Source organism: Methylobacterium sp. Leaf361 (assembly GCF_001424445.1).
Taxonomy (GTDB): Bacteria; Pseudomonadota; Alphaproteobacteria; order Rhizobiales; family Beijerinckiaceae; genus Methylobacterium.
Genome location: NZ_LMPY01000078.1, coordinates 246,634 through 271,846, shown reverse-complemented (window position 1 = coordinate 271,846; position 25,213 = coordinate 246,634). Strand labels below are relative to the sequence as shown.

General features: G+C 73.2%; 24 protein-coding genes. 11 read left to right on the top strand and 13 right to left on the bottom strand.

The window, feature by feature from the left end; genetic code table 11:
* Positions 1–124 precede the first annotated feature (124 nt).
* Genes ASG32_RS30820 through ASG32_RS30810 form a run of 3 tightly spaced genes read right to left on the bottom strand, consistent with a single transcriptional unit; the run spans position 125 to position 1,936 of the window.
* Positions 125–697, bottom strand: a complete 573-nt coding sequence (locus ASG32_RS30820; protein ID WP_056533774.1) for a YceI family protein — start codon at positions 695–697, stop codon at positions 125–127.
* Complete coding sequence (locus tag ASG32_RS30815; protein ID WP_056533772.1) at positions 694–1,299, bottom strand: cytochrome b; 606 nt, start codon at positions 1,297–1,299, stop codon at positions 694–696. The genes ASG32_RS30820 and ASG32_RS30815 overlap by 4 nt, the downstream gene beginning before the upstream one ends.
* A gap of 16 nt (positions 1,300–1,315) precedes the next feature.
* Positions 1,316–1,936, bottom strand: a complete 621-nt coding sequence (locus ASG32_RS30810) for a YceI family protein (protein WP_056533770.1) — start codon at positions 1,934–1,936, stop codon at positions 1,316–1,318.
* A 101-nt stretch (positions 1,937–2,037) separates the two neighbouring features.
* Between ASG32_RS30810 and ASG32_RS30805 the strand changes: the two genes are divergently transcribed.
* Both ASG32_RS30805 and ASG32_RS30800 read left to right on the top strand, forming a co-directional pair.
* Positions 2,038–2,994 (top strand): LysR family transcriptional regulator, encoded by a 957-nt coding sequence (locus ASG32_RS30805; protein ID WP_026605047.1) that lies wholly within the window; start codon positions 2,038–2,040, stop codon positions 2,992–2,994.
* A gap of 176 nt (positions 2,995–3,170) precedes the next feature.
* Positions 3,171–3,533, top strand: a complete 363-nt coding sequence (locus tag ASG32_RS30800; protein WP_056533841.1) for a hypothetical protein — start codon at positions 3,171–3,173, stop codon at positions 3,531–3,533.
* Positions 3,534–3,548: 15 nt separating this feature from the next.
* On the opposite strand, the gene ASG32_RS30795 is transcribed toward ASG32_RS30800, so the two are convergent.
* The 3 genes from ASG32_RS30795 to ASG32_RS30785 form a co-directional block, all read right to left on the bottom strand.
* Positions 3,549–3,968, bottom strand: a complete 420-nt coding sequence (locus ASG32_RS30795; RefSeq protein WP_244492309.1) for a hypothetical protein — start codon at positions 3,966–3,968, stop codon at positions 3,549–3,551.
* A 485-nt stretch (positions 3,969–4,453) separates the two neighbouring features.
* On the bottom strand, positions 4,454–4,660 hold the full coding sequence (locus ASG32_RS30790) for a hypothetical protein (RefSeq protein ID WP_042670101.1): 207 nt from the start codon (positions 4,658–4,660) through the stop codon (positions 4,454–4,456).
* Between the two features lie 98 nt (positions 4,661–4,758).
* A complete protein-coding gene (locus tag ASG32_RS30785; RefSeq protein ID WP_056533767.1) occupies positions 4,759–5,544 on the bottom strand; it encodes a hypothetical protein in 786 nt (261 codons plus the stop codon).
* Between the two features lie 152 nt (positions 5,545–5,696).
* Between ASG32_RS30785 and ASG32_RS30780 the strand changes: the two genes are divergently transcribed.
* Positions 5,697–5,948, top strand: coding sequence for a hypothetical protein (locus ASG32_RS30780; RefSeq protein WP_020093955.1), 252 nt, complete (start codon positions 5,697–5,699; stop codon positions 5,946–5,948).
* 42 nt (positions 5,949–5,990) lie between these two features.
* On the opposite strand, the gene ASG32_RS30775 is transcribed toward ASG32_RS30780, so the two are convergent.
* The 3 genes from ASG32_RS30775 to ASG32_RS30765 all read right to left on the bottom strand — a co-directional run bounded on the left by ASG32_RS30775 (position 5,991) and on the right by ASG32_RS30765 (position 8,197).
* The gene (locus ASG32_RS30775) at positions 5,991–6,446 is read right to left on the bottom strand and encodes an SRPBCC domain-containing protein (RefSeq protein WP_056533765.1); all 456 of its coding nucleotides are present in this window, start codon (positions 6,444–6,446) and stop codon (positions 5,991–5,993) included.
* Positions 6,447–6,574: 128 nt separating this feature from the next.
* The gene (locus ASG32_RS30770) at positions 6,575–6,868 is read right to left on the bottom strand and encodes a hypothetical protein (protein WP_056533763.1); all 294 of its coding nucleotides are present in this window, start codon (positions 6,866–6,868) and stop codon (positions 6,575–6,577) included.
* A gap of 42 nt (positions 6,869–6,910) precedes the next feature.
* A complete protein-coding gene (locus ASG32_RS30765; protein ID WP_056533761.1) occupies positions 6,911–8,197 on the bottom strand; it encodes a Zn-dependent hydrolase in 1,287 nt (428 codons plus the stop codon).
* A 461-nt stretch (positions 8,198–8,658) separates the two neighbouring features.
* On the opposite strand from ASG32_RS30765, the gene ASG32_RS30760 reads away from it, so the two are divergent.
* On the top strand, positions 8,659–9,249 hold the full coding sequence (locus ASG32_RS30760) for a PAS domain-containing protein (RefSeq protein ID WP_056533759.1): 591 nt from the start codon (positions 8,659–8,661) through the stop codon (positions 9,247–9,249).
* 54 nt (positions 9,250–9,303) lie between these two features.
* Here ASG32_RS30760 and ASG32_RS30755 read toward each other — a convergent pair whose 3' ends face one another.
* Together ASG32_RS30755 and ASG32_RS30750 are read right to left on the bottom strand one after the other, a co-directional pair.
* Complete coding sequence (locus tag ASG32_RS30755; RefSeq protein WP_020093960.1) at positions 9,304–9,738, bottom strand: heme-binding protein; 435 nt, start codon at positions 9,736–9,738, stop codon at positions 9,304–9,306.
* A 112-nt stretch (positions 9,739–9,850) separates the two neighbouring features.
* On the bottom strand, positions 9,851–13,156 hold the full coding sequence (locus ASG32_RS30750; protein WP_107352019.1) for a DEAD/DEAH box helicase: 3,306 nt from the start codon (positions 13,154–13,156) through the stop codon (positions 9,851–9,853).
* A 321-nt stretch (positions 13,157–13,477) separates the two neighbouring features.
* Here ASG32_RS30750 and ASG32_RS30745 point away from each other — a divergent pair, with 321 nt between their 5' ends.
* Together ASG32_RS30745 and ASG32_RS30740 are read left to right on the top strand one after the other, a co-directional pair.
* On the top strand, positions 13,478–16,336 hold the full coding sequence (locus tag ASG32_RS30745) for a PAS domain-containing protein (protein WP_056533756.1): 2,859 nt from the start codon (positions 13,478–13,480) through the stop codon (positions 16,334–16,336).
* A gap of 100 nt (positions 16,337–16,436) precedes the next feature.
* Complete coding sequence (locus ASG32_RS30740) at positions 16,437–16,742, top strand: hypothetical protein (protein WP_056533754.1); 306 nt, start codon at positions 16,437–16,439, stop codon at positions 16,740–16,742.
* A gap of 171 nt (positions 16,743–16,913) precedes the next feature.
* Here the strand turns inward: ASG32_RS30740 and ASG32_RS30735 are convergent, their stop codons facing one another.
* On the bottom strand, positions 16,914–17,981 hold the full coding sequence (locus tag ASG32_RS30735) for a DUF2891 domain-containing protein (RefSeq protein ID WP_056533837.1): 1,068 nt from the start codon (positions 17,979–17,981) through the stop codon (positions 16,914–16,916).
* Positions 17,982–18,140: 159 nt separating this feature from the next.
* Here ASG32_RS30735 and ASG32_RS30730 point away from each other — a divergent pair, with 159 nt between their 5' ends.
* Positions 18,141–18,926, top strand: coding sequence for a CDP-diacylglycerol diphosphatase (locus ASG32_RS30730; RefSeq protein ID WP_056533752.1), 786 nt, complete (start codon positions 18,141–18,143; stop codon positions 18,924–18,926).
* A 119-nt stretch (positions 18,927–19,045) separates the two neighbouring features.
* Here ASG32_RS30730 and ASG32_RS30725 read toward each other — a convergent pair whose 3' ends face one another.
* Complete coding sequence (locus ASG32_RS30725) at positions 19,046–19,948, bottom strand: LysR family transcriptional regulator (RefSeq protein WP_056533750.1); 903 nt, start codon at positions 19,946–19,948, stop codon at positions 19,046–19,048.
* A 170-nt stretch (positions 19,949–20,118) separates the two neighbouring features.
* Between ASG32_RS30725 and ASG32_RS30720 the strand changes: the two genes are divergently transcribed.
* From ASG32_RS30720 to ASG32_RS30705, 4 genes are all read left to right on the top strand, one after another.
* Complete coding sequence (locus ASG32_RS30720) at positions 20,119–21,651, top strand: ABC transporter substrate-binding protein (protein ID WP_056533748.1); 1,533 nt, start codon at positions 20,119–20,121, stop codon at positions 21,649–21,651.
* A gap of 119 nt (positions 21,652–21,770) precedes the next feature.
* Positions 21,771–22,688, top strand: a complete 918-nt coding sequence (locus ASG32_RS30715) for an ABC transporter permease (RefSeq protein WP_042669601.1) — start codon at positions 21,771–21,773, stop codon at positions 22,686–22,688.
* A 10-nt stretch (positions 22,689–22,698) separates the two neighbouring features.
* The gene (locus ASG32_RS30710) at positions 22,699–23,634 is read left to right on the top strand and encodes an ABC transporter permease (RefSeq protein ID WP_056533746.1); all 936 of its coding nucleotides are present in this window, start codon (positions 22,699–22,701) and stop codon (positions 23,632–23,634) included.
* Positions 23,635–23,789: 155 nt separating this feature from the next.
* On the top strand, positions 23,790–25,211 hold the full coding sequence (locus ASG32_RS30705; protein ID WP_056533743.1) for a M20 family metallopeptidase: 1,422 nt from the start codon (positions 23,790–23,792) through the stop codon (positions 25,209–25,211).
* Positions 25,212–25,213 lie beyond the last annotated feature (2 nt).

Genomic DNA, 25,213 nt, shown 5'->3' with positions numbered 1-25,213 from the left:
TTCGCGAGCGCAGCGAAGCGATCCAGTAGCGCCACGCTCACGGAGGGCGCGCTGCCCTGGGTCGCTTCGCTGCGCTCGCGATGACGGAGCGCGCGACGTCCGAAGGATCCGAACCGAGCCAACCTCAGTGGCCGGCGGCCGGGTTCGGCGTGGCGACGAGGTCGACCTCGACGCCGACCTCGAGCGCCACCCACTGGCCCGAGGCCCAGGCCCCCTGCCCGACGCCGAACTCGGTGCGGACCAGACCGACGCGCCCCGCGGCGTGCGCGGCGCCGCCCTCGAGGGTCAGGTGGAACGGCAGCGTCACGGGCCGGCTCGTGCCGCGGATCGTCAGTGTGCCGACGGCCGCGTAGTCGCCCTGCCCCTTGTCGACGAAGCGGGTCACCTCGAAGCGCGCCTCGCTTCCCGCCTTGACGTCGAACCAGTCCTTCTGCGGCAGGGCCTCGTCGCGCTGGACGTCCCCGGTCCGCGCGCTGGCGAGGTCGACCAGCACGAGCGCGTGCCCCGCCTCGGGCTTGGCGGGGTCGAAATCGATGTCGGCCTTGAACCGCTCGAACCGCCCGGTGAACGGGACGCCGACCTGCACGCCGGAGAACCGGATCGCGCTCCTGGCCGGATCCACCGCCCAATCGGCGGCGGCGGCCGGCAGGGTGACGGCCTGGAGAACCGCCAGCAGGCAGAGGTGACGCGCGTTCATCGGGTCGGCTCCACATTGGGGGCAGTCGACGCCCGGCGCCCCGGCAGCATGCGGCGCAGCACGTCGTCGCGCAGGAGGAGGTGGTGGCGCAGGGCCGCCGCTACGTGGACGGCGAGAAGGGCCGCCAGGAACCACGCCCCCAGGGCGTGGACCCGCTTCAGGACGGCCTCGGCGGAGCCCGGGTCGGGGACGATGGCCGCCAGCGGCAGGTGCGGCCAGGGCACGATCCCGTACAGCACCGTCGGGATGTTGAACGGCGACAGCGAAACCACGGCCCAGCCGGTCAGGGGCAGCCCGACGAGCAGCAGGTACAGCAGGTGATGGGCTGCCGCGGCCGCCCGGCGCTCCCGCGCCGGCATCCCGGCCGGGTGCGGCGGCGGCCGGTGGGTCTGGCGCCAGAGGACCCGCAGGGCCGTCAGCGCCAGCACGGTGATCCCGACCGACTTGTGCCACTGGTAGAGCTGGAACTGGCGCAGCGGCGCCAGGGCCGCGTGCGTCATGGTCAGGCCGAGGCCGATCAGGACGAGCACGCCCAGCGCGCTCGCCCAGTGCAGCAGGATCGCCACGGCGGAGTACCGCCGCGCGGAAACCCCTCGCGCCATGGCGGATTCTCCCAGGTCAGTCCTGCTTCTCGAAGGCGCCCGCGATGGTGAGGTGTAACTCGTCGCCGATCAGCGGCACGTAGGTCTTCACCCCGAACTCGGAGCGCTTGAGCGTGCCGGTGGCCTCGAAGCCGACCGTGTACTTCTTGCTCAGCGGGTTCACGCCGGCGCCGACCAGGGTGACGTCGAGGGTCACCGGCTTGGTCACGCCGTGGAGCGTCAGGTCGCCCGTCACCTTCGCGTGGTCCTTGCCGGCCGGCACGACCTTGGTGGACACGAAGGTCATGTCGGGGAACTTGGCGGCGTCGAGCCACTGGTCGCCCTTGAGCTCGTCGGTGAGCTTGGCGCTGGTGGTCGTCACCGAGGCGACCGGGATCTTCACCGAGAGCTTGGCGGCGGCCGGGCTCTTCGGCTGCAGCTCCAGCGTGCCGGACACGTCCGAGAAGCCGCCGGCGTAGTTCGAGAAGCCCATGTGGGAGACGCGCCAGCCGACCTGGGTGTGGCCGGGATCGACCGCGTAGGTGCCGGCCTGGATCTGGGCCGGGTCGCGGGTCGGTGGGGTCTGGGCCAGCGCGGGGGTGGCGACCGGGGCGGCGACCAGCAGGGCCAGCAGGCCGGAGGCGAGAATCGACTTCAAGGGTGTCTCCTGCAGAGCAGACGGCCGAGCGCGATTCGCTGCGCCGCAGCCGCCGTGTAGACCCGTTCACGGCACCGGTTGAGCCTGCTATCCGGAACCCCATGGTTGCGAGAACGGAAACCTTCCGGGGCGGGCTCGACGACGTGCGGGCCTTCTGCGCCGTCGTGGATCTCGGCACGGTGACGGCCGCGGCCGCGACGCTGCAGGAGACCAAGGGCAGCGTCAGCCGTCGGATCTCCCGCTTGGAGCGGGCTCTGGGCGTCCGGCTGATGGCCCGGACCTCCCGGGCGGTCTCGCCGACCGCCGAGGGCCTCGCCTTCTACGCCAAGGCCCAGGAGAGCCTGACGCTCCTCGACGAGGCGACCGAGACCGCCCGCGACGCCCGCACGGTGCCGGCCGGGCACCTGCGGATCACGACCTCGATCGATTTCGGGATCGAGGTGATGCCCGAGATCGTCGCGAGCTTCCGGGCCGCCTACCCGCAGATCACCGTCGAGATGCTCAACACCGACGCGCGCCTCGACCTCGCGGCCAACCGGATCGACCTCGCCCTGCGGCTGGGCGGCGCGGAGGAGACCGGCTACCGCGCGATGGTCCTCGCGACCCTGGCGCTCGCCCTCTACGCCGCCCCCGCCTACCTGGAGCGCCGCCCGGCCCCGACGGACCTCGCGGGCCTGCGCGACCACGACCTGATCCTCGCCCGGGAACGGATCGGCACGGCCGGGCTCACCCTCTCCGACGGGCAGGGCCGCACGGAGCCGCTCTCGCTGAGCCCGGCGATCCGGGTCAGCGACTTCGCGACCGCGCTCCGCCTCACCCTCGCGGGTGCCGGGATCGGCCATCTCCCGAGCCTCGTGGCCGCCCGGGCCGTGGAGGCCGGGCAGATCGTGCGCGTGCTCGGGCCCTGGGCGACCCGCAGCAGCACCTTGCGCGCCGTCACCCTGGCCGGGCGCGAGCTGCCGGCCCGCGTCCAGGTCTTCCGCGAGCATGTCCGGACCGTCCTGGCCTCGCGTGGATGCCCCCGCGACAGCGCGGGATCAGACGGCGAATACAGATAAATAGATTTCTTTATCTGTATATGCGCTCTACAGCGGCCCAACTCGATAAATTCTTACCGGATATCGTAGCGCCCGGTTGAGAGGCTGCGCGCATGCTGCGACGCGGCGGCAAGCTCGGCCGCACGGCCAGGGCCCCGAGGGTCCGGCCCGCAGCGCGTCACGTCTGGATCTCGGTCATGTCCCTCCGCAGCCGGTGCCTGCGCGCCCTCGTGTTCGCCGGGATCCTGGCGCTGATCGGGACGACCATCGGTCTCGGGACGGCCCGGGCCTCGCTGCCGGCCACGACGCGGATCGTGCTGCAGAAGGCGGGCCGGTACATGCCGATCGACCTGTACCTGCGCCGCGGCGACACCATCGCCCTGCGCAACGGCGACGCGCGCCTGACCCACCACGCCTTCATCGAGGCGGACCGGTTCTCGTTCGACGCCGGCACTCAGGAGCCCGGCACCGAGACGCGGTTGACCCTGGCCGAGCCGGGCGATTTCGTCATCCAGTGCGGCATTCATCCGAAGATGAAGCTCACCCTCCACGTCGAGTAGGCCTTCGGGAGCCCTTCAGCCGTCGCGGCCGAATCCGAGACCGCGGATGATGTCGCCGATGGGATCGATCTTCTGCGACGGTGCGGCCGCCGGCGCGGGCTGCGGCGCCGCGGCGGTGACGGTCGGCCGGTCGGATTCGGCGGTGCGGACGAGGGCGGCGTGGCGGAGGCGGGCCGCCCGGTGGACGCCGCGCTCCGTCCCCTTCGCGCGGTGCGCCGCGGTCCTGCGCGGCGGCCCGGCCGGGCGCGCCATCTCGGCGGGGAGCGGGGCAGCCGGCATCGCGGTGTCCGGGACCGTCGCCGCGACCCGCGGCGCCGGGGCGGCTGCCAGGGCACCCGTGGTCTCCGGCGCGGCGAGCTTGGCCGGAGGGTCGACCCAGGCGCTCCGCGTGACCGGTGCAGCGGAAGGCTTCGAGACCGGCGCGGCGTCTGTCACGGCAGGACGCGCGGGACGCGTCTGCACCTCGTAATTGCCCGGATGCAGAATATGCGCGGCCGCCACCAGCCCGAATACGGCAACGGCAGTCGTCCCAAGTGTGGAGCGATAGTGTTCCATGGCGGAAAAACGTACCGCCAAGCTCCGGGTTCCGCGCGGTCGAGACGTCGGGGCGCGGTCCGCGCGGCGGGTCGGCCGGCGGAAAGAAAAAAGGCCACTCCCGAAGGAGCGGCCCGAAGTCTAGGGAGGAAACGCCCAAGAAGGGCAGCGGGATCGCGACGCCATCGCCATCCCGCAGTGCAAAGATAGGATACCGCATTGCGGCATGCAATGGATCGGGCGCCGCGGAGGCATGCATATGTACCCGGGTCCGACCACACACCCATGCGAGTTCCGCATGGCGCCGCGCCGGCCCACGAGCGGGCCAGGATCACGGGACGCGATACCCTTCGGGCGGACCTGAAACCGGGTCCCGCGCGGCGGGTCTAGGCGCCGCCGGACCGGCCGTCCTGGCCGATCAGGCGCTCGACCTCGGCTTCCGCGACGGCGCGCGCCGCGTGCTCGGAGGTGTGCGGGCGGTACGACCCCCGGACCAGCTTGCCGCGGTCGCGGATCGCCCAGGTGAAGTGACCGGGATCATGCCGGCTCGGCCTGACCTCGACCGTGTAGAGATGCCCGCCCGTCGCACCCATGCCGAGAATGTGCGGAGGCGTCCGGCGCCGGGACAGGGGGTGCGACCGTGCGCGGCAGCCCCGTCCTCCGGACCGCCGCAGCCCGCGCTGAAGCCGCCCTAGCGTCCCGGCCGGCGCCGGCCCTGGGCAGGTCCGCGCGGTCTCGGGCCGCCCGCCGCCCGGTCGTCGCCCGGCCTCCCGTCGCTCTGACCCGGGCCCTCGAACCGCCCCTCGGTCCGGGTCCCGAGCCAGACCACGTGCTTCGGGCCGCTGCCCCGGCCGCTCGCGTGGACGCGATGCTCGTCGACCGCGAAGCCGGAGCGCTGCAGGCGGCTCTTGAACTTCCGGTCCGGGGCGCCCGACCAGACGCCCAGGATGCCGCCCGGCCGCAGGGCCCAGCGGGCGCGCTTCAGCCCCCAATTGTCGTAGAGCCGGTCGTTCGCCTTGCGCATCAGCCCCTCCGGGCCGTTGTCGACGTCGAGCAGGATCGCGTCGTAGCGCTCCGGTCCGGCCTGGATCAGGCGGTTGACGTCGGCCTCCTGCAGGTCGACCCGCGGATCGTCCAGGCAGCCGGCGAAGACGTGGGCGAGCGGCCCCCGGGCCCAGGCGACCACGGCGGGCACCAGCTCGGCGACCACCACCTGCGCCTGCGGCCCGAGGCCATCGAGCGCCGCCCGCAGGGTGAAGCCCATGCCGAGGCCGCCGATCAGGACCCGGGCGCGGGGCCGGTCCTGGAGCCGCGCGCAGGTCATCGCCGCGAGCGCCACCTCCGAGCCGCTGCGCCGGTTGTTCATCAGCTCGATCGTGTCGGCCATGATGGCAAACTCGTCGCCGCGCCGCATCAGGCGCAGGTCGGTGCCGCCGCCGGGCACGGATCCGGTATCGAGATGAACCCAGGGTATCACGCGCGCGTCCTCGTTTGCCGGCGCCCTGTCGTGCGGGCGACGGAGGGATCGCGGCGGGAGCGGGGCGGCGCGCGGGCCCGGCCGTGCGCGCCGCGCACCCCCGCCCGGCACCGCGCCTTGCCGCGACCGATTCCGGCGGCGTATCAGCACCTATGGCCAAGCGCATCAAGTCGAGACCGCAGGAGCGGGGCTCCGTTCTGTTCGATATCGTCTTCGCGGACGGGTCCCGGGCCTCGAACCGGCGCGTGCCGGCCGAGATCCTCGGCGGCCTCGACGGCGACGAGCCCGCCCGGCAGCTTATCGCCGAGCAGGAGGAGGAGATCGCCCGCAAGGCCGGGCGGCCGGGGCGCGCGATCGAGAGCCTGACCCGCTCGCCGATCGTCAAGCCGAAGCCGGTCGCCTGACCGCGTCGGCCCGGAGCGGTCCGGAACGGCCGAGACCGGCCCTCAGGCGTTCTCGGCCAGCCGGCGCGCGACCTCCTCGCGCAGGGCCTCGTTCATCGCGGCGAACCGGGCCTGCATGCGCGTCCGCAGCCACGGGAACAGGCCGGGGGCGAGCAGGCCCGCGACGGTCTCGGCCTGGACGAGGCGGACGCCGTCGGCGGTCTCGGTGATCCGGATCTCGTGCTCGCCGATGAGCAGGGGCGGCGTCGGGATGCCGCCGCGCCACGTGAGCCGCCGGCCGGGCTCCCAGCAGGTCACCGTCACCTGGCGCGCCCGGAAGGCGCGGCCGTTCAGGGTCCGCTCCAGGCGCCAGCGCGCGCCCTCGCGCAGGCGGCCCTCGGCCTTGCGGATGTACGGGTTCCAGGCCGGGTAGGAATCGAGGTCCGTCAGCACGGACCAGACCAGTCCGGCCCGCGCGGGGATCGCGATCTCCGTGCTGCTGATCCGAGCGCCCGTCATCCGTCCCTCCCGGCGATCCGGCGACCGTTCGCGCCGGCCGCTCCCGCTTTCCGAGAACGCGCACCGCCCGCTCCGCGGTCCAGACCGCGGCGCAGACGGCGGTTCAGCCGGCGAATCCAGCGCGCGGCTCAGACCGCGCCCTCGACCACCTCCAGCGCCCGCAGGATGGCGAAGCCGATCCACTCGGCCTCGGCCTCCGCGTCGGCGGGGAGCAGCGCCACGGTCTCGACCCCCGGCTCGTCCTCGGGCCCGACCACGATGCGGATGACGTCGCCCTCGACCGCCGACGGGTCGTGGATCAGGCCGACCCGGTGGCCGGCCCCCGTGCCGAAGACGCGCAGGGGCGCCTGGGCCGGATCGGGCTCCGGCGCCGGGTTGCGGGGGACGCCGAAGGCGGGGCGGATGACGTTGTCGTCGGACATGCGGGAACCCGGTCTCCGTTCGTGCGCGGCCGGCGGCGCGGCTCATTCCGGCCCGGTCCGGGGGCCGGCGAGGCCCGCCGTCGCCAGCACGGCGTCGGCCAGAACCTCCAGGCCGGCCCCGGCCCAGGCCGGCGTGATGCTCTCGGCCTCGTTGTGGCTGATCCCGCCGTGGCAGGGGCAGAACACCAGGGCCGCCGGCACCGCGCGGGCGCAGTAGACGGCGTCGTGGTAGATCGCGGTCGGCATCCGCGTCCAGGCATGGCCCCGCGCCTCGGCCGCCGCCTGGACGCGGTCCACCAGGACCGGGTCGAACGGGGTCGGGGGGGCGCGCCAGAACTCCGCGACCTGGACGGTGACGCTGCGCTCCGCCGCCAGGGCGTCGGCCCGGGCCCGGATCCGCGCCCCCATCGCCTCTAGCTGCGCGGTGTCGCCGTGGCGGGTGTCGAGGCTGAACCAGACCCGGCCGGGCGTGATGTTGCGGCTCGCCGGCTCCGCCCGCAGCACGCCGACGGTGGCGCGGCCGCGCTCCCCGCCGGCGCCGACCGCCGCCTCCGCGATGCCCTCGAGCGACGCGATCAGCGCCGCCGCGGCCATCATCGCGTCGCGCCGGCCCGCCATGGGGCTGCCGGCATGGGCCTCCTCGCCCAGCACGGTGATCTCGTACCAGATCTGGGCGAGGGCCCGGTCGACCACTCCGACGGTGAGCCCGGCCTCCTCCAGGCGCTTGCCCTGCTCGATGTGAAGCTCGAAATAGGCGCCGATCTCCCGCAGGGCGGCCGGGTCCGCCGTCCCCTGCCAGCCGATGCGCCGCAGCTCGTCGCCGAAGGCGTGGCCCGCGAGGTCCCGGGTCGCCAGGATGTCGGCCTCCGGGACGATGCCCATGGCGACGCCGCTGCCGCTCATCGGTGGCGCGAAGCGCGCGCCCTCCTCGTTGCACCAGTTGATCAGCAGGAGCGGGGCCTCGATCTCGATCCCGGCCTCGTGCAGGGCGCGCATGATCTCCAGCCCGGCGAGGACGCCCAGCGGCCCGTCGAACTTGCCCCCGGTGGGCTGGGTGTCGAGGTGGCTGCCGACGGCGACCGGCTTCCGGCCCGGATCGCGCCCGGGCCGGTGGAAGACCATGGTGCCGACCCGGTCCACGGTGAGCGTCAGCCCCGCCGCCTCGCCCCAGCGCTGGAACAGGGCGCGCCCCTCGGCGTCGCGGTCGGTCAGGGCCTGCCGGTCGTTGCCGCCGTTGGGCAGCGCGCCGATCCGGGCGAGCTCCATCAGGCTGTCCCAGAGCCGCTCCCGCGAGAGCGGGAGGTTGGTGCGGTTCACCGTGCGGTCCATGGCGTCTCTGCTGCTGGCCTCCCGGCGGGATGCCTACCGGAAGGTGCAGGTTACGGCGCAGCGGCAACCCGCACCAGGGCGGGCCCGGCGCGAGCCACGGGCTTCGCGGGCCGGCGGCGCCCGATGGCGCCCGACGGTGGAGCGATCCACGGGCCGAAGTGCGGATTTCCGCCGGATCGCGGCGTCTACCGATCATTTGTGATCGAACTGTCCTCGCGGCGGCGCTGTGAATCCGGTCTTTGCGCCGCACCGGAGCGGCCCTGCATTGTCGAGAACGGGATTGTCCGGAACCGAAGTCTTGATCATCCGCAATGCAACCCGGTGGCGGGGGGCCGCGACGCCGTGTCAAAAGCCGTTCGCGCAGCCGATACTGGACTTCAGGCTCGCGGACAGCATGTGTTGCGGATCAGTCTGTCCGCCATCGTACAATCGTCGATTGTAGCCAGTTCGGAGGGGATTCCATGGTGCTGGCTTCCACGACAGCCTCGGCCCTGCAGGCCGCCGGATTCATCGGGATCTGGGACACGGACGTCCGGGCCGGCCGGTCGATGCTGGATTCGGGCGCGGCCTCGCTGATGGCGGGGGATCCGGGACTCGCCGGGACGCCGCTGCCGCTGGACGCGGCCCTCGGCCGGATCCACCCGGCCGACCGGGACTGGGTGTTCGGCCGGATCCGCCACGTCCGCCAGACCGGCGGCCCGGTCTCCCTCGAGTTCCGCGTCGTGACCGGGGCGGGCGAGATCCGCTGGATCCTCAACCGCGGCTGCCTGACGCCCGATTCGGACGGCCTGCTGCGCGGGCGCGGCGCCTACATCGACGTCACGGACCTCCACCGGCACGGGATCCAGTCCGGGGCCATGAACGGAGCCGTGAACAGCCCTATGAACGGCGTCACGCACGGCACCACCGACGGGGCGGACCTGAACGCCGCGGCCGACCACGGCATCCAGATCCACGCGGCGCTGGAGCGCCACGGCGACCCCTATCTCCGCTCGGTCTCGGGGATGCTGCTCCACGGGATCGGCCGCGCGCTGGCGCGGCGCGACCCCTGACACGCCCCCCGGGAAGAGGCCCTGGGAAGAGCTCTCGGGAAGAGCCCCGGCGGCTCAGGTCCGCCAGGGATGGGCCGGCAGCTCGGTCCGGCCGATGGCCTTGGCGCCGGCCTCCGCGACGGTGTGGTCGTTCTCGACCGTCGAGCCGCTGACCCCGATGGCGCCCGACATGACGCCGTCGGCGTCGACGATCGGGATCCCGCCCGGGAAGGTGATCAGCCCGTCGTTGGAGTGCTCGATCCCGTAGAGCGGCCCGCCCGGCTGCGACAGCTGGCCGATCTGGCCGGTCATCATGCCGAAGAACACCGAGGTCTTGGCCTTCTTCTGGGCGATGTCGATCGACCCGACCCAGGCATCGTCCATGCGGTGGAACGCCTTGAGGTTCCCGCCGGAATCGACCACCGCGATGCACATCTGGGTGCCGAGCTCCACGGCCTTGGCGCGGGCGGCCGCGATCGCCTTCTCGGCCTGCTCGATCGTCACGTGCATGGGACACTCCCGTTCGCGTTGTTGGCGCGACAGCCTGTGGCGGTTTGAAGCGGCCGATGCAAGATCGACCGCAGATCGGCATCACGCTCGACTGGCGCGCTCGGCCCTTTGCTCAGGCCTCACGTTCCCGGGCGGCGCGGATCCGCTCTAGGAGGTCGGTCGCGAGCGCCGCGCAGGCGGCGGAATCCGGGCAGGGCCGCTTCCACACCACCCGCCCGTCGCGCAGCGCGATCCCCGCCTCGGCGGCCATCGCGGTCAGCGGCCGGTCGGGCCGCAGGTCGGCCGCGACGCCCTGCGGCCCGCCCCGGAGCCGGGCGACGCCCAGCGCGCAGCAGGACGCGCGCAGCCGCGCGAGGTCGAACAGCGCGAGCACCGAAGCGGGGGCCGCGCCGAACCGGTCCTCGACCTCGCCGGCGAGCGCCTCGATCGCCTCGGGCTCGCGGAGGCGCAGCAGGCGCGTGTAGAGGCTGAGGCGGATCTCCGGCTCGGGGACGTAGTCCTCGGGGATCCGGCTCGGCAGGCCGAACTCGATCTCGGGGCTCCAGTCCTCGGCGCGCTCACCCTTGGCGGCGGTGAGCGCCAGCTGCAGCAGGTGCTGGTAGAGGCCGAGCCCGACGAGCTTGGCGTGCCCCGCCTGATCCTCGCCGACGAGGTCGCCGGCGCCGCGCAGGTCGAGGTCCCGGGCGCTGACCGCGAAGCCGGCGCCGAGGCGGTCGAGGGCCTCCAGGGCGCGCAGGCGCTGCAGCGCCGCCGCCGGCGGGGGCGCGGCCGGGTCGCTGAGCAGGTGGACGGTGCCGCGGCGCTGGCCGCGGCCGACGCGGCCCCGGAGCTGGTGGAGCTGTGCCAGCCCGAACCGGGCGGCCTCCCAGACCAGCATGGTGTTGGCCCGCGGCACGTCGAGGCCGCTCTCCACGATCGCGGTGGCGAGCAGGACGTCGCCGTCGCCCTCCGCGAACCGGACCATGACCTCGTCCATGGCGGAGGGCTTGAGGTCCCCGTGCGCCACCAGGATGTCGAGGCCCGGCACGAGGGCGCGCAGGCGCTCGGCCATGGGGCCGATGTCCTCGATCCGCGGGCAGACCACGAAGCTCTGGCCGCCCCGGCGGTGCTCGCGGACGAGGGCCTCGCGGACCGCCTCGGCGTCGAAGGGTGCCACCACGGTCCGGACCGGCTGGCGCAGAGCCGGCGGCGTGGCGAGCACGCTGAGGCTCTGGAGGCCGACGAGCGCCGCCTGGAGGGTGCGGGGGATCGGCGTCGCGGTGAGCGTGAGCACGTGGCCGCCATCCGCGAGGCGGCGCAGGTCGGCCTTCATCTTCGCGCCGAAGCGCTGCTCCTCGTCGATCACGGTCAGGCCGAGATCCGCGAACGCCACCCCGCTGCCGGCGAGCGCGTGGGTGCCGACCACCAGCCGGATCGAGCCGTCGGCGAGCCCCGCCCTGACGCGCTTGGCCTCGGGCGGCGCCACGAGGCGCGAGAGCTGCGCCACCTCGACGCCGAACCGCCCGAAGCGGCGGCGCAGCGTCTCGGCGTGCTGGCGCGCCAGCACGGTGGTCGGGGCGATCAGCGCCGCCTGACGCCCAGAGAAGATCGCGGCCGCGAGCGCCCGAAGCGCCACCTCGGTCTTGCCGAAGCCGACATCGCCGCAGACCAGACGGTCCATCGGCCGGCCCGAGGCGAGGTCGGCCATCAGCGCGTCGACCGCCGCCGCCTGATCGGGGGTCGGGGCGAAGCCGAAGCCGGCGGCGAACCGCTCCATCTCGCGGGCCGGCGGCGCCAGGACCGGCGCCTCGGTCTCCCGGCGGGCCCGGGCGGCCTCCAGCATCAGGCGGGCGGTCCGCGCCATGGTGGCCTCGGCCTCCAGGCGGCGCCGCGGCCACGTGCCGCCGTCGAGCTTGTCCAGGGTGACGGCGTCGGGCTCCGACCCGTAGCGCCAGATCCGGTCGGCCTGCGTGACCGGCACCATCAGGATCGCGTCGCCGGCGAAGCGCAGGCGCAGGGCCTCGGAGGGCTCGCCGTCCTGCGCGGCACCCGGCGCGGAGACCGGCTCCAGCCCCTCGAACACGCACAGGCCGTGGTCCCGGTCGACCGCCACGTCGCCGGGGCGCAGGTCGACCTCGCCCATCGGCAGGATCGCACGGGCGGCCCCGGTCACGGCGGCCTCCGGGCCGAACAGGTCGGCCGCCGCGATCACGGTGGCGCCCTGCTCGGGCACCCGGAAGCCGGCCGCCAGCGGGGCCTCCAGGGCGAGGACGTCGCCGGGCGCCGCCTCGGCGACGTCGGCCCAGGCGTCGATCAGGCGGATCGGGCGCTCGGCGATCTTGCCCGCCTGGCGCACGAGGCGTCGGAGCGGCCGGACCGAGCCGGCGAGCACGACGACGTCGCCGGCCTTCAGACGGGCGCGCAGGACCTTGGCGAAGGCCGTGCCGGGCCGGCGCTCCCCGGCGAAGCGCGGCATGGCGCGGGGTTCGCCGGCCGCCTCGGTGGCGGCGAGCCGGCCGCGATCCGCCACGACGGCGCGCCACGCCTCCGGCGTCAGGTAGAGGCCGGTGCCGGGCCCCGCCGGCGCGTCGCGGGTCTTCAGCCGGCCCCGGGCCTCGTCCATCTGCTCGAAGAAGGCGTCGATCCGGGCCTGCGTGCCGTCCTCGACCGCGAGGCGCGCTTCGGGCACGTAGTCGAGGAGCGTGACGAGGCGCGGGTAGTAGCGGTCCAGGCGGTGCTCCTGGCCGGTGAACGGCTCGAAGCTCTGGCCGGAGCCGGGCTCCAGGACGATCTCGGTGGCCGGGTCGATGACGAGTTCGTCGGCCTCCGCCACCGAGCGCTGCGAGATCGGGTCGTAGGAGCGGATCGCGGTGACGCGGCCCGCCGCGTGCTCGATCCGGCAGGGAAGCGGCGCGGCGGCGGGGAACACCTCCACGGTGCGCCCGCGGACGGCGATCTCGCCGGGCTCGTCGACCCTCTCGTCGAGGATGTAGCCGAGGCGCTTGAGGTCGGCGGTCGCGGCCGCGACGTCGAGGGGATCGCCGACCCGGAGCGTCACGCGGGCCAAGGCCCAGGTTTCCTGCGGCGGCACGCGCTGCACGAGGGCGGGGGCGGTCGTCAGCACGAAGTCCGGCAGCGCGTCCCGGTCGGTCAGCCAGCGCATCACGGCGGCCCGGGCGCCCATCGTGGCCCGCGACGGCGAGGCGTGGTCGAAGGGCAGGCAGTCCCACTCGGGATAGACCGCGACCCGCGCGTCGGGATCGAGTGCCCGCAGGGTCGCGGCGAGGTCCTCGAGGCGGCGGGCGTCCCGGGCGACGTGCACCACCGGCCCGGGCCCCTCGGCGAAGGCCAGGAGCGCCACCGCCAGGGCGCCGGTGGGCATCAGCGGCGCGTCCTCCAGCCCCTGTCGGGCGCCCGCCTTCGTCCTGCGCTTGGCCATGCCTGATCCGAACCCATCCCTCGTGAGCCGGCAACGCCGCACCGGCCCCGCGGGCTCCCGGCCGCGGSGATCCGATCCACAGCCGCCGCGCGGGGCCCGCCCGAGCTCTTCGCGGGGCCCGCGACGGGCGAGGCAGGAAAAGATCCCGGCGGGCGCCCGAAGCCCGGTCGGCCGGACCAGCAAGACTTGAACGGCGCGCGTGAAATCGCACCCCCACCGATGATCCGGCGGGACTGTCTAGTCTTGAACGATCGCGGAATGCTTGCCCTGGTCCCGCCGCCGGACGCGCGATGCAGAGTTTCACTAGGGAGAAGCGAAAGCTTGAGCTATGACGGCTCCGTGTCGCCGAACGAGACAGTATCCCGACCGTCGGGTTTCGAGCCCCAGTATCCCCAGCGGCTCGCCGCCCTGCGCGCCTACGCGATCCTCGACACGCCGCCCGAGCGCGCGTTCGACGAGATCGCCGAGATGGCCGCCCAGGCCTGCGGCACGCCGATGGCCCACATCAACTTCGTCGACGCCGACCGGCAGTGGATCAAGGCCGCGTTCGGCCACGCCGCGCGGGCGATGCCGCTCGCGTTCGGCTTCTGCACCGAGGCCATGCGCGCGGACGGCGCCCTCGTGCTGCCCGACTTGACCGCGGAGCCGGAGAGCGCCGCCAACCCCCTCGTGACCGGCGACCCGCACCTGCGCTTCTACGCCGGCGTGCCCCTGGTGACGCCGGACGGCTGGGCCATCGGGACGCTCTGCGTCCTCGACCGCGTCCCGCGCACGCTGACCGACCAGCAGCTCTTCATCCTGAAGGCGCTCGCCCGGACGGTGATGACGCAGCTGGAATCCCGGAACGCCGAGGCGGCCCTGCGCCGGAACGAGGAGCGCTACCGCTCGCTGTTCACCTTCATCGATGCCGGCTTCTGCCTGATCGAGGTGGAGTTCGCCGACGGCGACCGGCCCGTCGACTACCGCTTCCTGGAGGTCAACCCCGCCTTCGAGCGGCAGACCGGCCTGCGGGCCCCGGTGGGCCGCCGGATGCGGGACCTCGCCCCCGACCTCGAGCAGCACTGGTTCGACCTCTACGGCCGGGTCGCCCTGACCGGCGAGCCGGTCCGATTCGAGCAGGCCGCCGCGGCGCTGGGCCGCTGGTACGACGTGCACGCCTACCGGGTGGACGGGCCGGCGCGGAACCGCGTCGCGATCCTGTTCAACGACATCACCGAGCGCCGCCGGAGCGAGAACGCGCTCCGGGCCCGGGAGGCGGAACTCCGGCTGGTCGCGGACGCGATGCCGGTCCTGATCGCCTTCATCGACCGCGACCTGACCTACCGGTTCGCGAACGCCGCCTACGAGACCTGGACCGGCCAGGCGCCCGACGCCGTCGTCGGGCGGACCGTCGGCGACCTCCTCGGCCCCGGCGCGTTCGAGGCCCGGCGCGCCGGCATCGAGCGGGCGCTCGCCGGTCAGGAGGTCCGCGAGGAATGGGCCTGGACCTTCCCGAACGGCCAGGCCCGGATCGCCGACACCCGCTACCTCCCGCGCCGCGGCCCGGACGGACGCGTCGACGGGTTCTACGTCTTCGCCCACGACGTCTCCGAGCGGAAGCGGAACGAGGTCCTGCTCCAGTCCCGGGCGGAGCATCTGGAGGCGCAGGTCGCCGCCCAGACCCGCGACCGCGACCGGGTCTGGACGCTGTCGCCGGTGCTGAAGCTCGTCTCGGACCGGACCGGGCGGGTCCAGTCGGTGAACCCCTCGTGGAGCCGGGCGCTGGGCTGGTCGGAGGCCGAGACGGTCGGCCGGCCGGCCCTGGACTTCCTCGCCCCCACCGAGCGCGCGGCGGCCGAGGCGGCGCTGCGCCCGCTCTGCGCGGACAGCCGGGTCGAGGATATCGAACTGGCCTGCCTGACCCGCGCCGGCGACCGGCGGCGGGTGCTCTGGACCGTCGTTCCGGAGGACGGGCTGTTCTACGGCTTCGGGCGCGACATCACCGAGCAGCGCCAGGCCGAGGAGGCGCTGCGCCAGTCGCAGAAGCTCGAGGCCATCGGCCAGCTCACCGGCGGGGTGGCGCACGACTTCAACAACCTCCTGACCATCTTCCGGTCGTCCGTGGAGTTCCTGCGCCGGCCGGACCTGGCCGAGACGCGCCGGCGCCGCTACCTCGACGCCGTCTCCGACACCGTCGACCGGGCGGCCAGGCTCACCGGCCAGCTCCTCGCCTTCGCCCGGCGCCAGGCGCTGAAACCCCAGGTGTTCGACATCGGCGCGCGCCTGCGCAGCATCGCCGACATGCTCGATTCGGTCACCGGCGCGCGCATCCGCGTGGTTATCGACCTGCCGGCGACGCCCCGCTACGTGCGCGCCGACCAGAGCCAGTTCGAGACCGCGCTGATCAACATGGCGGTCAACGCCCGCGACGCCATGGACGGGGAAGGCAGCCTGACCCTGCGGCTGGAGGGCGATAGCCCGATGCCGCCGATCCGCGGGCATGCCGGCGCGAAGGGACCGTTCGTGGCCGTGCGGGTCTCCGATACCGGCGCTGGCATCCCGGACGCGGATCTGGGACGGATCTTCGAGCCGTTCTTCACCACCAAGGAGGTCGGCAAGGGCACCGGCCTCGGCCTCAGCCAGGTCATCGGCTTCGCCAAGCAGTCGGGCGGCGACATCGACGTGGCGAGCGCGCTCGGCCACGGCACGACCTTCTCGCTCTACCTGCCGCAGGTCGCCGCGCCCGCCGCCGTGTCCGAGGCCGACCGCGAGGCCCGCCCGGAGGCGGAGCCGCGGCGGGGCCTGTGCATCCTCGTCGTGGAGGACAATCTCGGGGTCGGGCGCTTCTGCACCCAGATCCTGGAGGATCTGGGCCACGCGCCGGTCTGGGCGAAATCCGCCGAGGAGGCGCTGGCCGAACTCGACCGGGCGCCGGACCGGTTCGACGCGGTCTTCTCCGACGTGGTCATGCCGGGGATGGGCGGCTTCGCCCTCGCCCGGCAGCTCCGGACCCGCCGCCCCGACCTGCCGGTGGTGCTGACCTCGGGCTACAGCCACGTCCTGGCCGAGGACGACGCCCACGGTTTCGCCCTCCTGCGCAAGCCCTACTCGGCCGAGCAGCTCGCCCAGGTCCTCTCCGAGGCGGCGCGGCGGGGCGGGCAGCCGGACGCCCGCGCACGGCCGGAACCCGCTTCCGATTAACAGTCTTCGCCAGAATTCATCGGCGCATCATCCGGAAATCTTCCCACAGACGGGATCCGGATGTAGTCTATCCCCATCCACCACCGGGGCCTCGACCGCCATGCCGCTGACCGGACGTTTCTGGTTCCGCCGGACCTGGACCGGCAAGCTGGTCCTGCTCGTCGAGGAGGAGCGCGGGCGCTGGTTCCGGCGCCGCCTCGGCCGCACCTTGCGCTGGCGCGACGCGCGGCTCCTCGATCTGGCCGAGGGGCCCCTGCGGGGGCTCATGACGCTGGAGCGGACCTACCGCGCCGAGTTCGGCCCCGGCGAGCCGCGCCGCCCCGCCGGCCTCACGGCGGTCCCAGGCGGGCTGGCCCTGCCGCGCGGCGGGCCGGAGCCAGGAACAAGGCCGTCCCTGTCGGGTTGACGGCAGGCAAGACAGCGACGGCGTCGCTGTCTTGCAGCCCCTCGTGGGCGTTTCCTCCCTAGACTTCCGGACCGTTCTCCTGAGGGCGGTCCTTTTTTTGTTGTCGTCGGTCAGTCGCCGGGCAGTCGTCGACATGGCCCGCGACGGACAGCTCTCAAGAATCTCTCAGATTTACTTCCCGCCGTCCTGGGCCTCGCCCAGAGCAACGGTCCCGGCACCGGTCTCGGCACCGGCCTCGAGGGCCAGCAGCGCGAAGGTCGCGAGCCAGTGCTCGCCCATGTAGTCGCCGGTGACGTGCGGGAGCCCGGCCGCGAGGTGCGCCTCCGCGGCCGCGCGAAGCGGCGGCCGGCGGGGATCGTCCGGGCCGAGGGACGCGGCGAGCGCGCGGAAGCACCACGCGCGGCTGAGGTTCAGCCCGTCGAGATGGGCGATCTTCCCGTCGGAGCGGTCGGTCACGCCCGCGGGGCGGAACAGGGTCGCGGGCCGGGACGCCGCGAGACCGGGCAGGAACCGGTCGAACCAGGGCGCGAAGCGGGCGGGCGGCAGCAGCCGGCGCATGCACTCCGCCTCGATCAGCGCCGAGGAGAGGAAGTCGTCGCCGCCGGGCTCGCCCCAGGCCGGGCAATCCGCGTCGTCCCCGTACCAGCGGACGGCGGTGTCGCGCAGCAGGGCAGTCAGCCCGGCGTCCCCCGCGCCCGCCGCGTAATCGGCCGCCAGGCGCAGCGCGAAGGCGGTGTTGAAGTGGGTTCCGACCCGCACCGGGTAGGTCGCCACCGGCAGGAACTCCCCGAACCGCCGGACGATCACCGCGGCCAGCGGCGCCACGGCCTCGGACCAGCGGCGCTCGGGGAGCGCGGCGAGTTCGTCGGCGAGCTTCAGGAGCCAGCCCCAGCCGTAGGGCCGCTCGAAGCCCCGGGCGGTCGGGGCGGCGAAGTAGGCGCATTCCCCCGCCACCGTGCCGGGGGTCAGCTGCGCGTCGAACCGGGCGCGGATCGCCGCGGCCTGCGGGCCGTCCGGGAACAGCCGCAGCACCCGCGCCAGCAGCCACGTTCCGTGGACGCAGGAATGCCAGTCGTAGCTGCCGTGGAAGGCCGGGTGCAGGGCCGCGGGGGTGCGGGCATCCGCCGGTCCGGCCAGGACGTGCCCCGGCTTGTTCGGATACTCGCGGCCGACATGGCCGAGGGCGACGGCGGCGAAGCGCGCGGCAAGGTCGGGGGTGAGCGCGGGGGTGAGCGTCATCGCGGCATTCCGGCGGGCGTTCTGCGGGGACTCGGCGACCGCCGGCATAGCGGATTTCCCGGCACGGCGTCAGGACTCGCGGATCCTTTGCCGGCACGGCCCCGGATCGGCTATCGCGGTGAGGCCGGGCCGGACGCGCCGGCCTCACCGGGAGCCCCCATGCGCCGCGCGCCGCCCGCCGCCCTCCTCGTCGCGGCCCTCTCGGCCGTCGCGGCCCTGGCGGCCGCCGCGGCACCGGCCGCCGCCGCGCCGGACCCGAGCCGCGACGTGCTGTGGGCCGCCCTGAAGACCTGCGTCCTCGCCAAGCGGCTCGCCAACCGGACCTTCCCGTGCCTGTCGGTCGATCTCGGGGACGGTGACCGTCCCGGCTCGGCGGTCCTGCGCGCGCCCGGCGAGCCGACCCACAGCGTCGTCATGCCCACCGACACCGTGCCGGGCCTGGAGGCGCCGGTCCTGCGGGGACCGCGCGGTGCCGCCTACTGGCGGGCGGCCCTGGCGGCGCGGCCGCTCGTGTCGGACGTGCTGAAGGGGAGGCTCACCCCCGCGGAGGTCGGGCTCGCGGTCAACTCGGCCCGGGGCCGCAGCCAGGACCAGCTCCACATCCACCTCGACTGCCTGAAGCCGAGCGTGCTCAAGGCCGTCCGGGCGCACGGCCGGCAGGTGCGCCACAGCTGGGGCCGCTTCCCGGTGCCGCTGGCCGGCGACCGGTACTACGCCCTGCGCGTGCCGGAGGCGGAGGCCGCGCAGTTCAACCCGTTCGCGGCCCTGCACACCCTGCCGGGCGCCCGGCCGGACCTGCACCGGACGAGCTTCGCGGCGCTCGCCACGCCCCCGGGCGATCCCGAGCCGGGCTACATCCTGCTGGCCTACCGGGCGCCGAGCGCCAGCGCCGAGGACGTGATGGACCACAGCTGCAGGCTCGCGGGAGCGCGGGGCGGCGCCTGAGCGGCCGCGGTTCCGGTCACCGCGCCGCGACCCCTCCCTGCGGCCGAAGCCGGCCAGGGTGGATGCGCGGCTGTTCGGCGGTCCCGGGATGCAGAACCGCGGGCCGGGCGCGTCGAGGGTCACGCCGATCGCGGCGGCGGCAGCGCGTCGAGCAACTGGCGCAGGAATGCCCGCACCGCCTTCGGCAGCCGCCGGTCGCGCATCGCCTGGATCTTCACGCTCCGGGCGAGGCTCGTCCGGGACTGGATCGGCAGGCTGACAAGCTCGTTGAGCCGCAGGGGCGTCTGCACCGACAGCGCCGACATCAGGGCGATGCCGCGGGAGCGCCGCACGAAGGGCAGCAGCGCCGAGAGCGTGTTGGAGGTCAGCACCGGCTCCACCGCGATTCCCTCGTGCGCGCAGGCGGCGTCGAAGACCTGCCGCAGGGTCGTGTCCCGGGTCGGCAGGGCGACGGGATACTCCAGCAGGTCGACGAGGCGCAGGGCCGGCGCCCGCGCGAGGGGATGGTCGGGCGCGGCCAGCGCCAGCATGTCGACCTGCCCGTCGTAGAGCACCTCGACCTGCGCGGTGGGTGTCAGCGCGAAGGTGATCCCGAGATCGGCATCCCCCACCGACACCGTCTGGGTGACCTGGGCCGGGGGCTGGACCGTGACCTCGAAGCGGATGCCGGGATGGGCCGCGTGGAAGGCCGCGATCGCGTTCGGCACGATGTCGAGGGAGAAGCCCTCCGAGCAGGCGACCCGGATCAGCCCGCGGGCGAGCCCTTCCAGCTCCCGGATCTCGGTGACCACCTGCTCGGAGCGGATCAGCACCTGATGGGCGTGCTGCGCCAGCAGCTCACCGGCCGGGCTCGGCACCATGCCGCGCGGGCGGCGCTCGAACAGCACGCAGTCGAGCTCGGCCTCCAGGTTGGCGATCTGCCGGCTGATCGCCGAGGCCGCGACGTTGAGCTGGGACGAGGCGGCCGCGATCGACCCGGTGCGGGCCACGGCCAGGAAGTAGCGCAAGCCTGTACTCTGCATTATCGTGCTCGATGCGCTGTATGGTGCCGTGCACATTGCTGATATGGCAACGCAGCACTCGCTAAATTCTACTTGCTGCGATCCCAGATGCACAACACCATGGCAGGGTGAAAAACGCGGCAGCCGCGGAACCGTCCGCCGGGCCTGTCCGCCGCGCCGTCGGAGCCTGCATGCCGCTACGGACCCTCACCCGAGCCGCCACCCTGGCCGCCTCGTTCGCGACCCTGATCGCTGCCCACCCGGCGCTGGCCGGCAAGGCCAACGACACATTGGTCTACGCGTCGGACAGCGAGCCCGAGAACGTCAGCCCGTACCACAACAGCGCCCGCGAGGGCGTGATCCTGGCCCGGAACTGCTGGGACACGCTGCTGTACCGGGATCCCAAGGACGGCACCTACAAGCCGTTCCTGGCGACCGCCTGGAAATGGGCGGACGACACGACCCTCGACCTCACGATCCGCGAGGGCGTGGTCTTCCACAACGGCGACCCGCTCGGGCCGGAGGACGTGGCCTTCACGTTCAACTACGTGCTGACCCCCGAAGCGCGCACGGTCACCCGCCAGAACGTCGACTGGATGAAGTCGGTGGAGGTGACCGGCCCGCACAGCGTGCGCATCCACCTGAAGGCCCCGTTCCCGGCGGCGCTGGAATACCTCGCCGGCCCGACCCCGATCTTCCCGGCCAACTACTTCAAGAAGGTCGGCCTCGACGGTTTCGCCAAGGCGCCGGTCGGCAGCGGCCCGTACCGGATCACCAAGGTCGACAGCGGCCGCGGCGTCTCCATGGAGCGGTTCGACAAGTACTGGGCCGAGAGCCCTCTGGGTAAGCCGAAGATCGGCAAGCTGCAGTTCCGCGTCATCCCGGACGGCGAGAGCCGGATGGCCGAGCTGATGACCGGCGGCGTCGACTGGATCTGGCGGGTGCCGAGCGACCAAGCCGAGCAGTTGCGCGCCGCGCCCAACATCACGGTCCTCAATTCCGAGACGATGCGGGTCGGGTTCCTGCAGTTCGACACGCTGGGCCGGGCGAAGGAGAACTCGCCGCTCAAGGACGTGCGCGTCCGGCAGGCGATCTCCTACGCCATCGACCGCAAGGCGATGGTCGACAACCTCGTGCGCGGCGCCTCGCGGGTGATGAACGCGCTGTGCTTCGTCGACCAGTTCGGCTGCACCGACCAGGGGGTGATGCGCTACCCCTACGACCCCGCCAAGGCCAAGGCGCTGCTCAAGGAAGCCGGCTACCCGAACGGGTTCGAGATCGACCTCGGCGCCTATCGCGAGCGCGACTACGCCGAGGCGGTGATCGGCTATCTCGGCGCCGTCGGCATCAAGGCGCGGCTCAACTACCTGCGCTACGCGGCGTTCCGCGACGCGCTGCGGGCCGGCAAGACCTCGATCGGCTACCAGACCTGGGGGTCGTTCTCGGTGCTCGACGTCTCGGCCTTCGACGGGGTGTATTTCCGCGGCGGCGAGGAGGACCTGACCAAGGATCCGCAGGTGATCGCCGACCTGCAGGAGGGCGACAGCTCCATGGATCCCGAGAAGCGCAAGGCCGCCTACGCCAAGGCGCTCCAGCGGATCGCCGCGCAGGCCTACGCCCTGCCGATGTTCTCCTACTCGACCAACTACGCCTTCACGTCGGACCTCAACTTCACCGCCCAGCCCGACGAGGTGGCGCGCTTCTACGCGGCGTCGTGGAAGTGACGGCGGTGGCCGTAGCGCGCCGCGCCCCCTCTCCCGTGCGGGAGAGGGCACCCGCGATCCGGCCGGATCCCGAAGGCGGCAGCCGATCCGGTCCGCATCGCCGAAAGGGAGCCTGAGCCATGCTGGCCTTCACGTTCCGGCGCGTGCTGGTCGCCCTGGCGGTGGCCTTCACGGTCTCGGTGGCGAGCTTCCTGCTCCTCCACCTCTCGGGCGACCTCGCCACGGCCATCGCCGGCCCTGAGGCCACCGGACCGCAGATCGCCCAGATCCGCCAGGATTACGGCCTGGACCAGCCGCTGCTGACCCAGTTCCTCACCTGGGGCTGGCGGGCGCTGCACCTCGACTTCGGCAATTCCTTCTACTTCCGCGAGAGCGTGATCGACCTGCTGGCCGCCCGCCTGCCGATCACCCTCTATCTCGGCATCATCGCGCTGGCCGTCGCGCTGTTCGTGGCGATCCCGCTCGGCGTCGTCGCCGCGGTGAAGCGGGACACGTGGATCGACCGGACGGCGCTCGCCGTCTCGGTGCTCGGCCAGGCGATGCCGAGCTTCTGGTTCGGCCTGACGCTGATCCTGATCTTCTCCGTCAACCTCCGCTGGCTGCCGGTCTCGGGCAACGCCACCTGGAAGAACTTCGTCCTGCCCGCAGTGGCGCTCGGCTACTACGCGATGCCCGCCGTGATGCGGCTCACCCGCAACGGCATGCTGGAGGTGCTGGCCTCCGACTACGTCCGCACCGCCCGCGCCAAGGGGCTGCCGCCCCGGAAGATCCTGGTGCGGCACGCCCTGCGCAACGCCGTGATCCCGGTGATCGCCCTGTCGGCGGTGCAGTTCGGCTTCATGCTCGGCGGCTCGATCGTGATCGAGGCGGTGTTCTCGCTCCAGGGCCTCGGGCAGCTCGCCTGGGAATCCATCGCCCGCAACGACTTCCCCGTCGTCCAGGCGATCGTGCTGGTTCTGGCCATGATCTACATCGGCCTGACGCTGGCGGCCGACCTCCTGAACGCCTTCCTCGACCCGCGCCTGCGCCAGTCGTGAGGATCCGCCGATGAGCCTCCCCCCCGACACGGCGGCACTCGCCGCCCCGGCCCTGCCCCCGGACGCGCCGGTCGCGCTCGCGCCGGTCCCCTCGCCCACCCGCCTGATCCTGCGGCGGGGCCTGCGCCACACCGGCTTCCTGATCGGGGCCGGGATCCTCGGGCTGATCGTGCTGGCGGCGCTCGCCGCCCCGCTCATCGCGCCGCACGACCCCTACGCGCAGGACGTGTCCCGCCGGCTGATCCCGCCGGTCTGGCAGGCCAAGGGCACCTGGGAGCACGTGCTCGGTACCGACAAGCTCGGCCGCGACTACCTGAGCCGCCTGCTCTACGGCGGCCAGATCTCCCTCCTGATCGGGATCTCGGCGGCGCTGATCTCCGGGCTGATCGGCACGACGCTGGGTCTCTGCGCCGGCTATTTCGGCGGCTGGGTCGACTCGGTGGTGAGCTACGTGGCGACCACCCGGCTCGCCATGCCGGTGGTGCTGGTGGCGCTCGCCATGGCGGCGCTGGTCGGCGGCTCCCTGAAGGTGGTGGTGCTGGTGCTGGGCTTCCTGCTCTGGGACCGCTTCGCCGTGGTGACCCGGGCCGCGACCCAGCAGATCCGCAACCAGGACTTCATCTCGGCCGCCCGCGCCGCGGGGCTGACCGACCTGCGCATCATCCGCCAGGAGATCCTGCCCAACATCATGAACGCCCTGATCGTCGTGGCGACCCTGGAGATGGCCCACGCGATCCTGCTGGAAGCCGCCCTGTCGTTCCTCGGGCTCGGCGTGCAGCCGCCCCTGCCCTCCTGGGGCCTGATGATCGCCGAGGGCAAGCAGTACATGTTCTTCCAGCCCTGGGTGATCACCATCCCGGGCGTGGCGCTCCTCCTCCTCGTGCTGGCGATCAACCTCCTGGGCGACGGCCTGCGCGACATCACCGCCCCTGAGGCACGCCATTGATGCCGTCGTCTTTGCGAGCGCAGCGAAGCAATCCAGGGCGGCGCCACGCTGCCGGGAGGTCCCGCTTCCCTGGGTTGCTTCGCTACGCTCGCAATAACGGGTGGGGCCGCCCGCGCGTACAAATGACATCCCTTTCCTTCGCCTGAGATCACACCATGACGCGAGACGCCGCCATCGCGCGCGCCACAGAGGCCTTCGATTCGGGCGCGTTCCTCGCGCTCCTGCGGGAGGCGGTGGCGATGCCGACCGAGAGCCAGGCCCCCGGCCAGGAGGCGGCGCTCCGCGCCTATCTCGACGCCTTCATCGCGCCGCTGGTCGCCCGCCTTGGCTTCGAGACCCCGAAGATCTTCCCCAACCCCGACGGGGTGCACGGCCCGTTCCTGATCGCCGAGCGGCGCGAGGGCGCGGACCTGCCGACCGTGCTGATCTACGGCCACGGCGACACGGTGCGGGGCTACCCCGAGCAGTGGCGCGAGGGCCTCGGCCCCTGGGAGATCGTGGTCGAGGGCGACCGCTGGTACGGCCGCGGCACCGCCGACAACAAGGGCCAGCACGTCCTCAACCTCGCCGCCCTGGAGCAGGTGATCGCGGCGCGCGAGGGCCGTCTCGGCTTCAATGTGAAGCTGCTGATCGAGATGGGCGAGGAATCGGGCTCCCCGGGCCTGCGGCCGTTCTGCCGGGAGCAGGCCGAAGCCTTGCGCTCCGACGTGCTGATCGCCTCGGACGGTCCCCGCCTCAACGGCGAGCGCCCGACCCTCTTCCTCGGCTCCCGCGGCGCCTACAATTTCGAGCTGAGCCTGAACCTGCGGGAAGGCCCACACCATTCCGGCAACTGGGGCGGGCTGCTGCGCAACCCCGGCACCGTGCTGGCCTCGGCGATCGCCTCGATGGTCGACGCAAGGGGCGCCATCCTGGTCGAGGCCCTGCGGCCGCCGCCGATCCCCGAGGGCGTGCGCGCGGCGCTCGCCGACATCCGGGTCGGCGAGGATCCGACCGCGCCCACGATCGACACCGACTGGGGCGAGCCGGGCCTCACCCCGGCCGAGCGGGTCTTCGCCTGGAACACGCTGGAGGTGCTGGCCTTCAAGACCGGCGACCCGGACGGGCCGCTCAACGCCGTGCCGCCCCACGCCAAGGCGACCCTGCAGCTGCGCTTCGTGGTCGGCACTGACTGGCAGAACCTGATCCGGAACGTGCGCGCCCATCTCGACGCGCACGGCTTCCCGATGATCGAGGTCCGGCCGGCCCGCGCCGCGGAAGTCTTCCAGGCGACGCGGCTGCCCGTGGAGGATCCCTGGGTCGAGTGGGCGCTCCAGTCGATCGAGGCGAGCAGCGGAAAAAGGCCGGCGCTGCTGCCCAATCTCGGCGGCTCGCTGCCGAACGACGCCTTCTCGGAGATTCTGGGCCTGCCGACCCTCTGGGTACCGCATTCCTACCCGGCCTGCCGCCAGCACGGGCCCGACGAGCACATGCTCGCCTCCGGCACCCGCGAGGGCCTGGCGATCATGGCCGGCCTGTTCTGGGATCTGGCCGAGGCCGGCCCCGACATCCTCCGCCGCCGCACCGCGAGGGCCTGAAC

Bases quoted from the DNA above. Each gene is read 5' to 3' on its own strand.
- ASG32_RS30820 (WP_056533774.1), bottom strand. From the start codon at position 697: ATGAACGCGCGTCACCTCTGCCTGCTGGCGGTTCTCCAGGCCGTCACC.
- ASG32_RS30815 (WP_056533772.1), bottom strand. From the start codon at position 1,299: ATGGCGCGAGGGGTTTCCGCGCGGCGGTACTCCGCCGTGGCGATCCTG.
- ASG32_RS30805 (WP_026605047.1), top strand. From the start codon at position 2,038: ATGGTTGCGAGAACGGAAACCTTCCGGGGCGGGCTCGACGACGTGCGG.
- ASG32_RS30800 (WP_056533841.1), top strand. From the start codon at position 3,171: ATGTCCCTCCGCAGCCGGTGCCTGCGCGCCCTCGTGTTCGCCGGGATC.
- ASG32_RS30790 (WP_042670101.1), bottom strand. From the start codon at position 4,660: ATGGGTGCGACGGGCGGGCATCTCTACACGGTCGAGGTCAGGCCGAGC.
- ASG32_RS30780 (WP_020093955.1), top strand. From the start codon at position 5,697: ATGGCCAAGCGCATCAAGTCGAGACCGCAGGAGCGGGGCTCCGTTCTG.
- ASG32_RS30775 (WP_056533765.1), bottom strand. From the start codon at position 6,446: ATGACGGGCGCTCGGATCAGCAGCACGGAGATCGCGATCCCCGCGCGG.
- ASG32_RS30770 (WP_056533763.1), bottom strand. From the start codon at position 6,868: ATGTCCGACGACAACGTCATCCGCCCCGCCTTCGGCGTCCCCCGCAAC.
- ASG32_RS30765 (WP_056533761.1), bottom strand. From the start codon at position 8,197: ATGGACCGCACGGTGAACCGCACCAACCTCCCGCTCTCGCGGGAGCGG.
- ASG32_RS30760 (WP_056533759.1), top strand. From the start codon at position 8,659: ATGGTGCTGGCTTCCACGACAGCCTCGGCCCTGCAGGCCGCCGGATTC.
- ASG32_RS30755 (WP_020093960.1), bottom strand. From the start codon at position 9,738: ATGCACGTGACGATCGAGCAGGCCGAGAAGGCGATCGCGGCCGCCCGC.
- ASG32_RS30750 (WP_107352019.1), bottom strand. From the start codon at position 13,156: ATGGCCAAGCGCAGGACGAAGGCGGGCGCCCGACAGGGGCTGGAGGAC.
- ASG32_RS30740 (WP_056533754.1), top strand. From the start codon at position 16,437: ATGCCGCTGACCGGACGTTTCTGGTTCCGCCGGACCTGGACCGGCAAG.
- ASG32_RS30735 (WP_056533837.1), bottom strand. From the start codon at position 17,981: ATGACGCTCACCCCCGCGCTCACCCCCGACCTTGCCGCGCGCTTCGCC.
- ASG32_RS30730 (WP_056533752.1), top strand. From the start codon at position 18,141: ATGCGCCGCGCGCCGCCCGCCGCCCTCCTCGTCGCGGCCCTCTCGGCC.
- ASG32_RS30725 (WP_056533750.1), bottom strand. From the start codon at position 19,948: ATGCAGAGTACAGGCTTGCGCTACTTCCTGGCCGTGGCCCGCACCGGG.
- ASG32_RS30720 (WP_056533748.1), top strand. From the start codon at position 20,119: ATGCCGCTACGGACCCTCACCCGAGCCGCCACCCTGGCCGCCTCGTTC.
- ASG32_RS30715 (WP_042669601.1), top strand. From the start codon at position 21,771: ATGCTGGCCTTCACGTTCCGGCGCGTGCTGGTCGCCCTGGCGGTGGCC.
- ASG32_RS30710 (WP_056533746.1), top strand. From the start codon at position 22,699: ATGAGCCTCCCCCCCGACACGGCGGCACTCGCCGCCCCGGCCCTGCCC.
- ASG32_RS30705 (WP_056533743.1), top strand. From the start codon at position 23,790: ATGACGCGAGACGCCGCCATCGCGCGCGCCACAGAGGCCTTCGATTCG.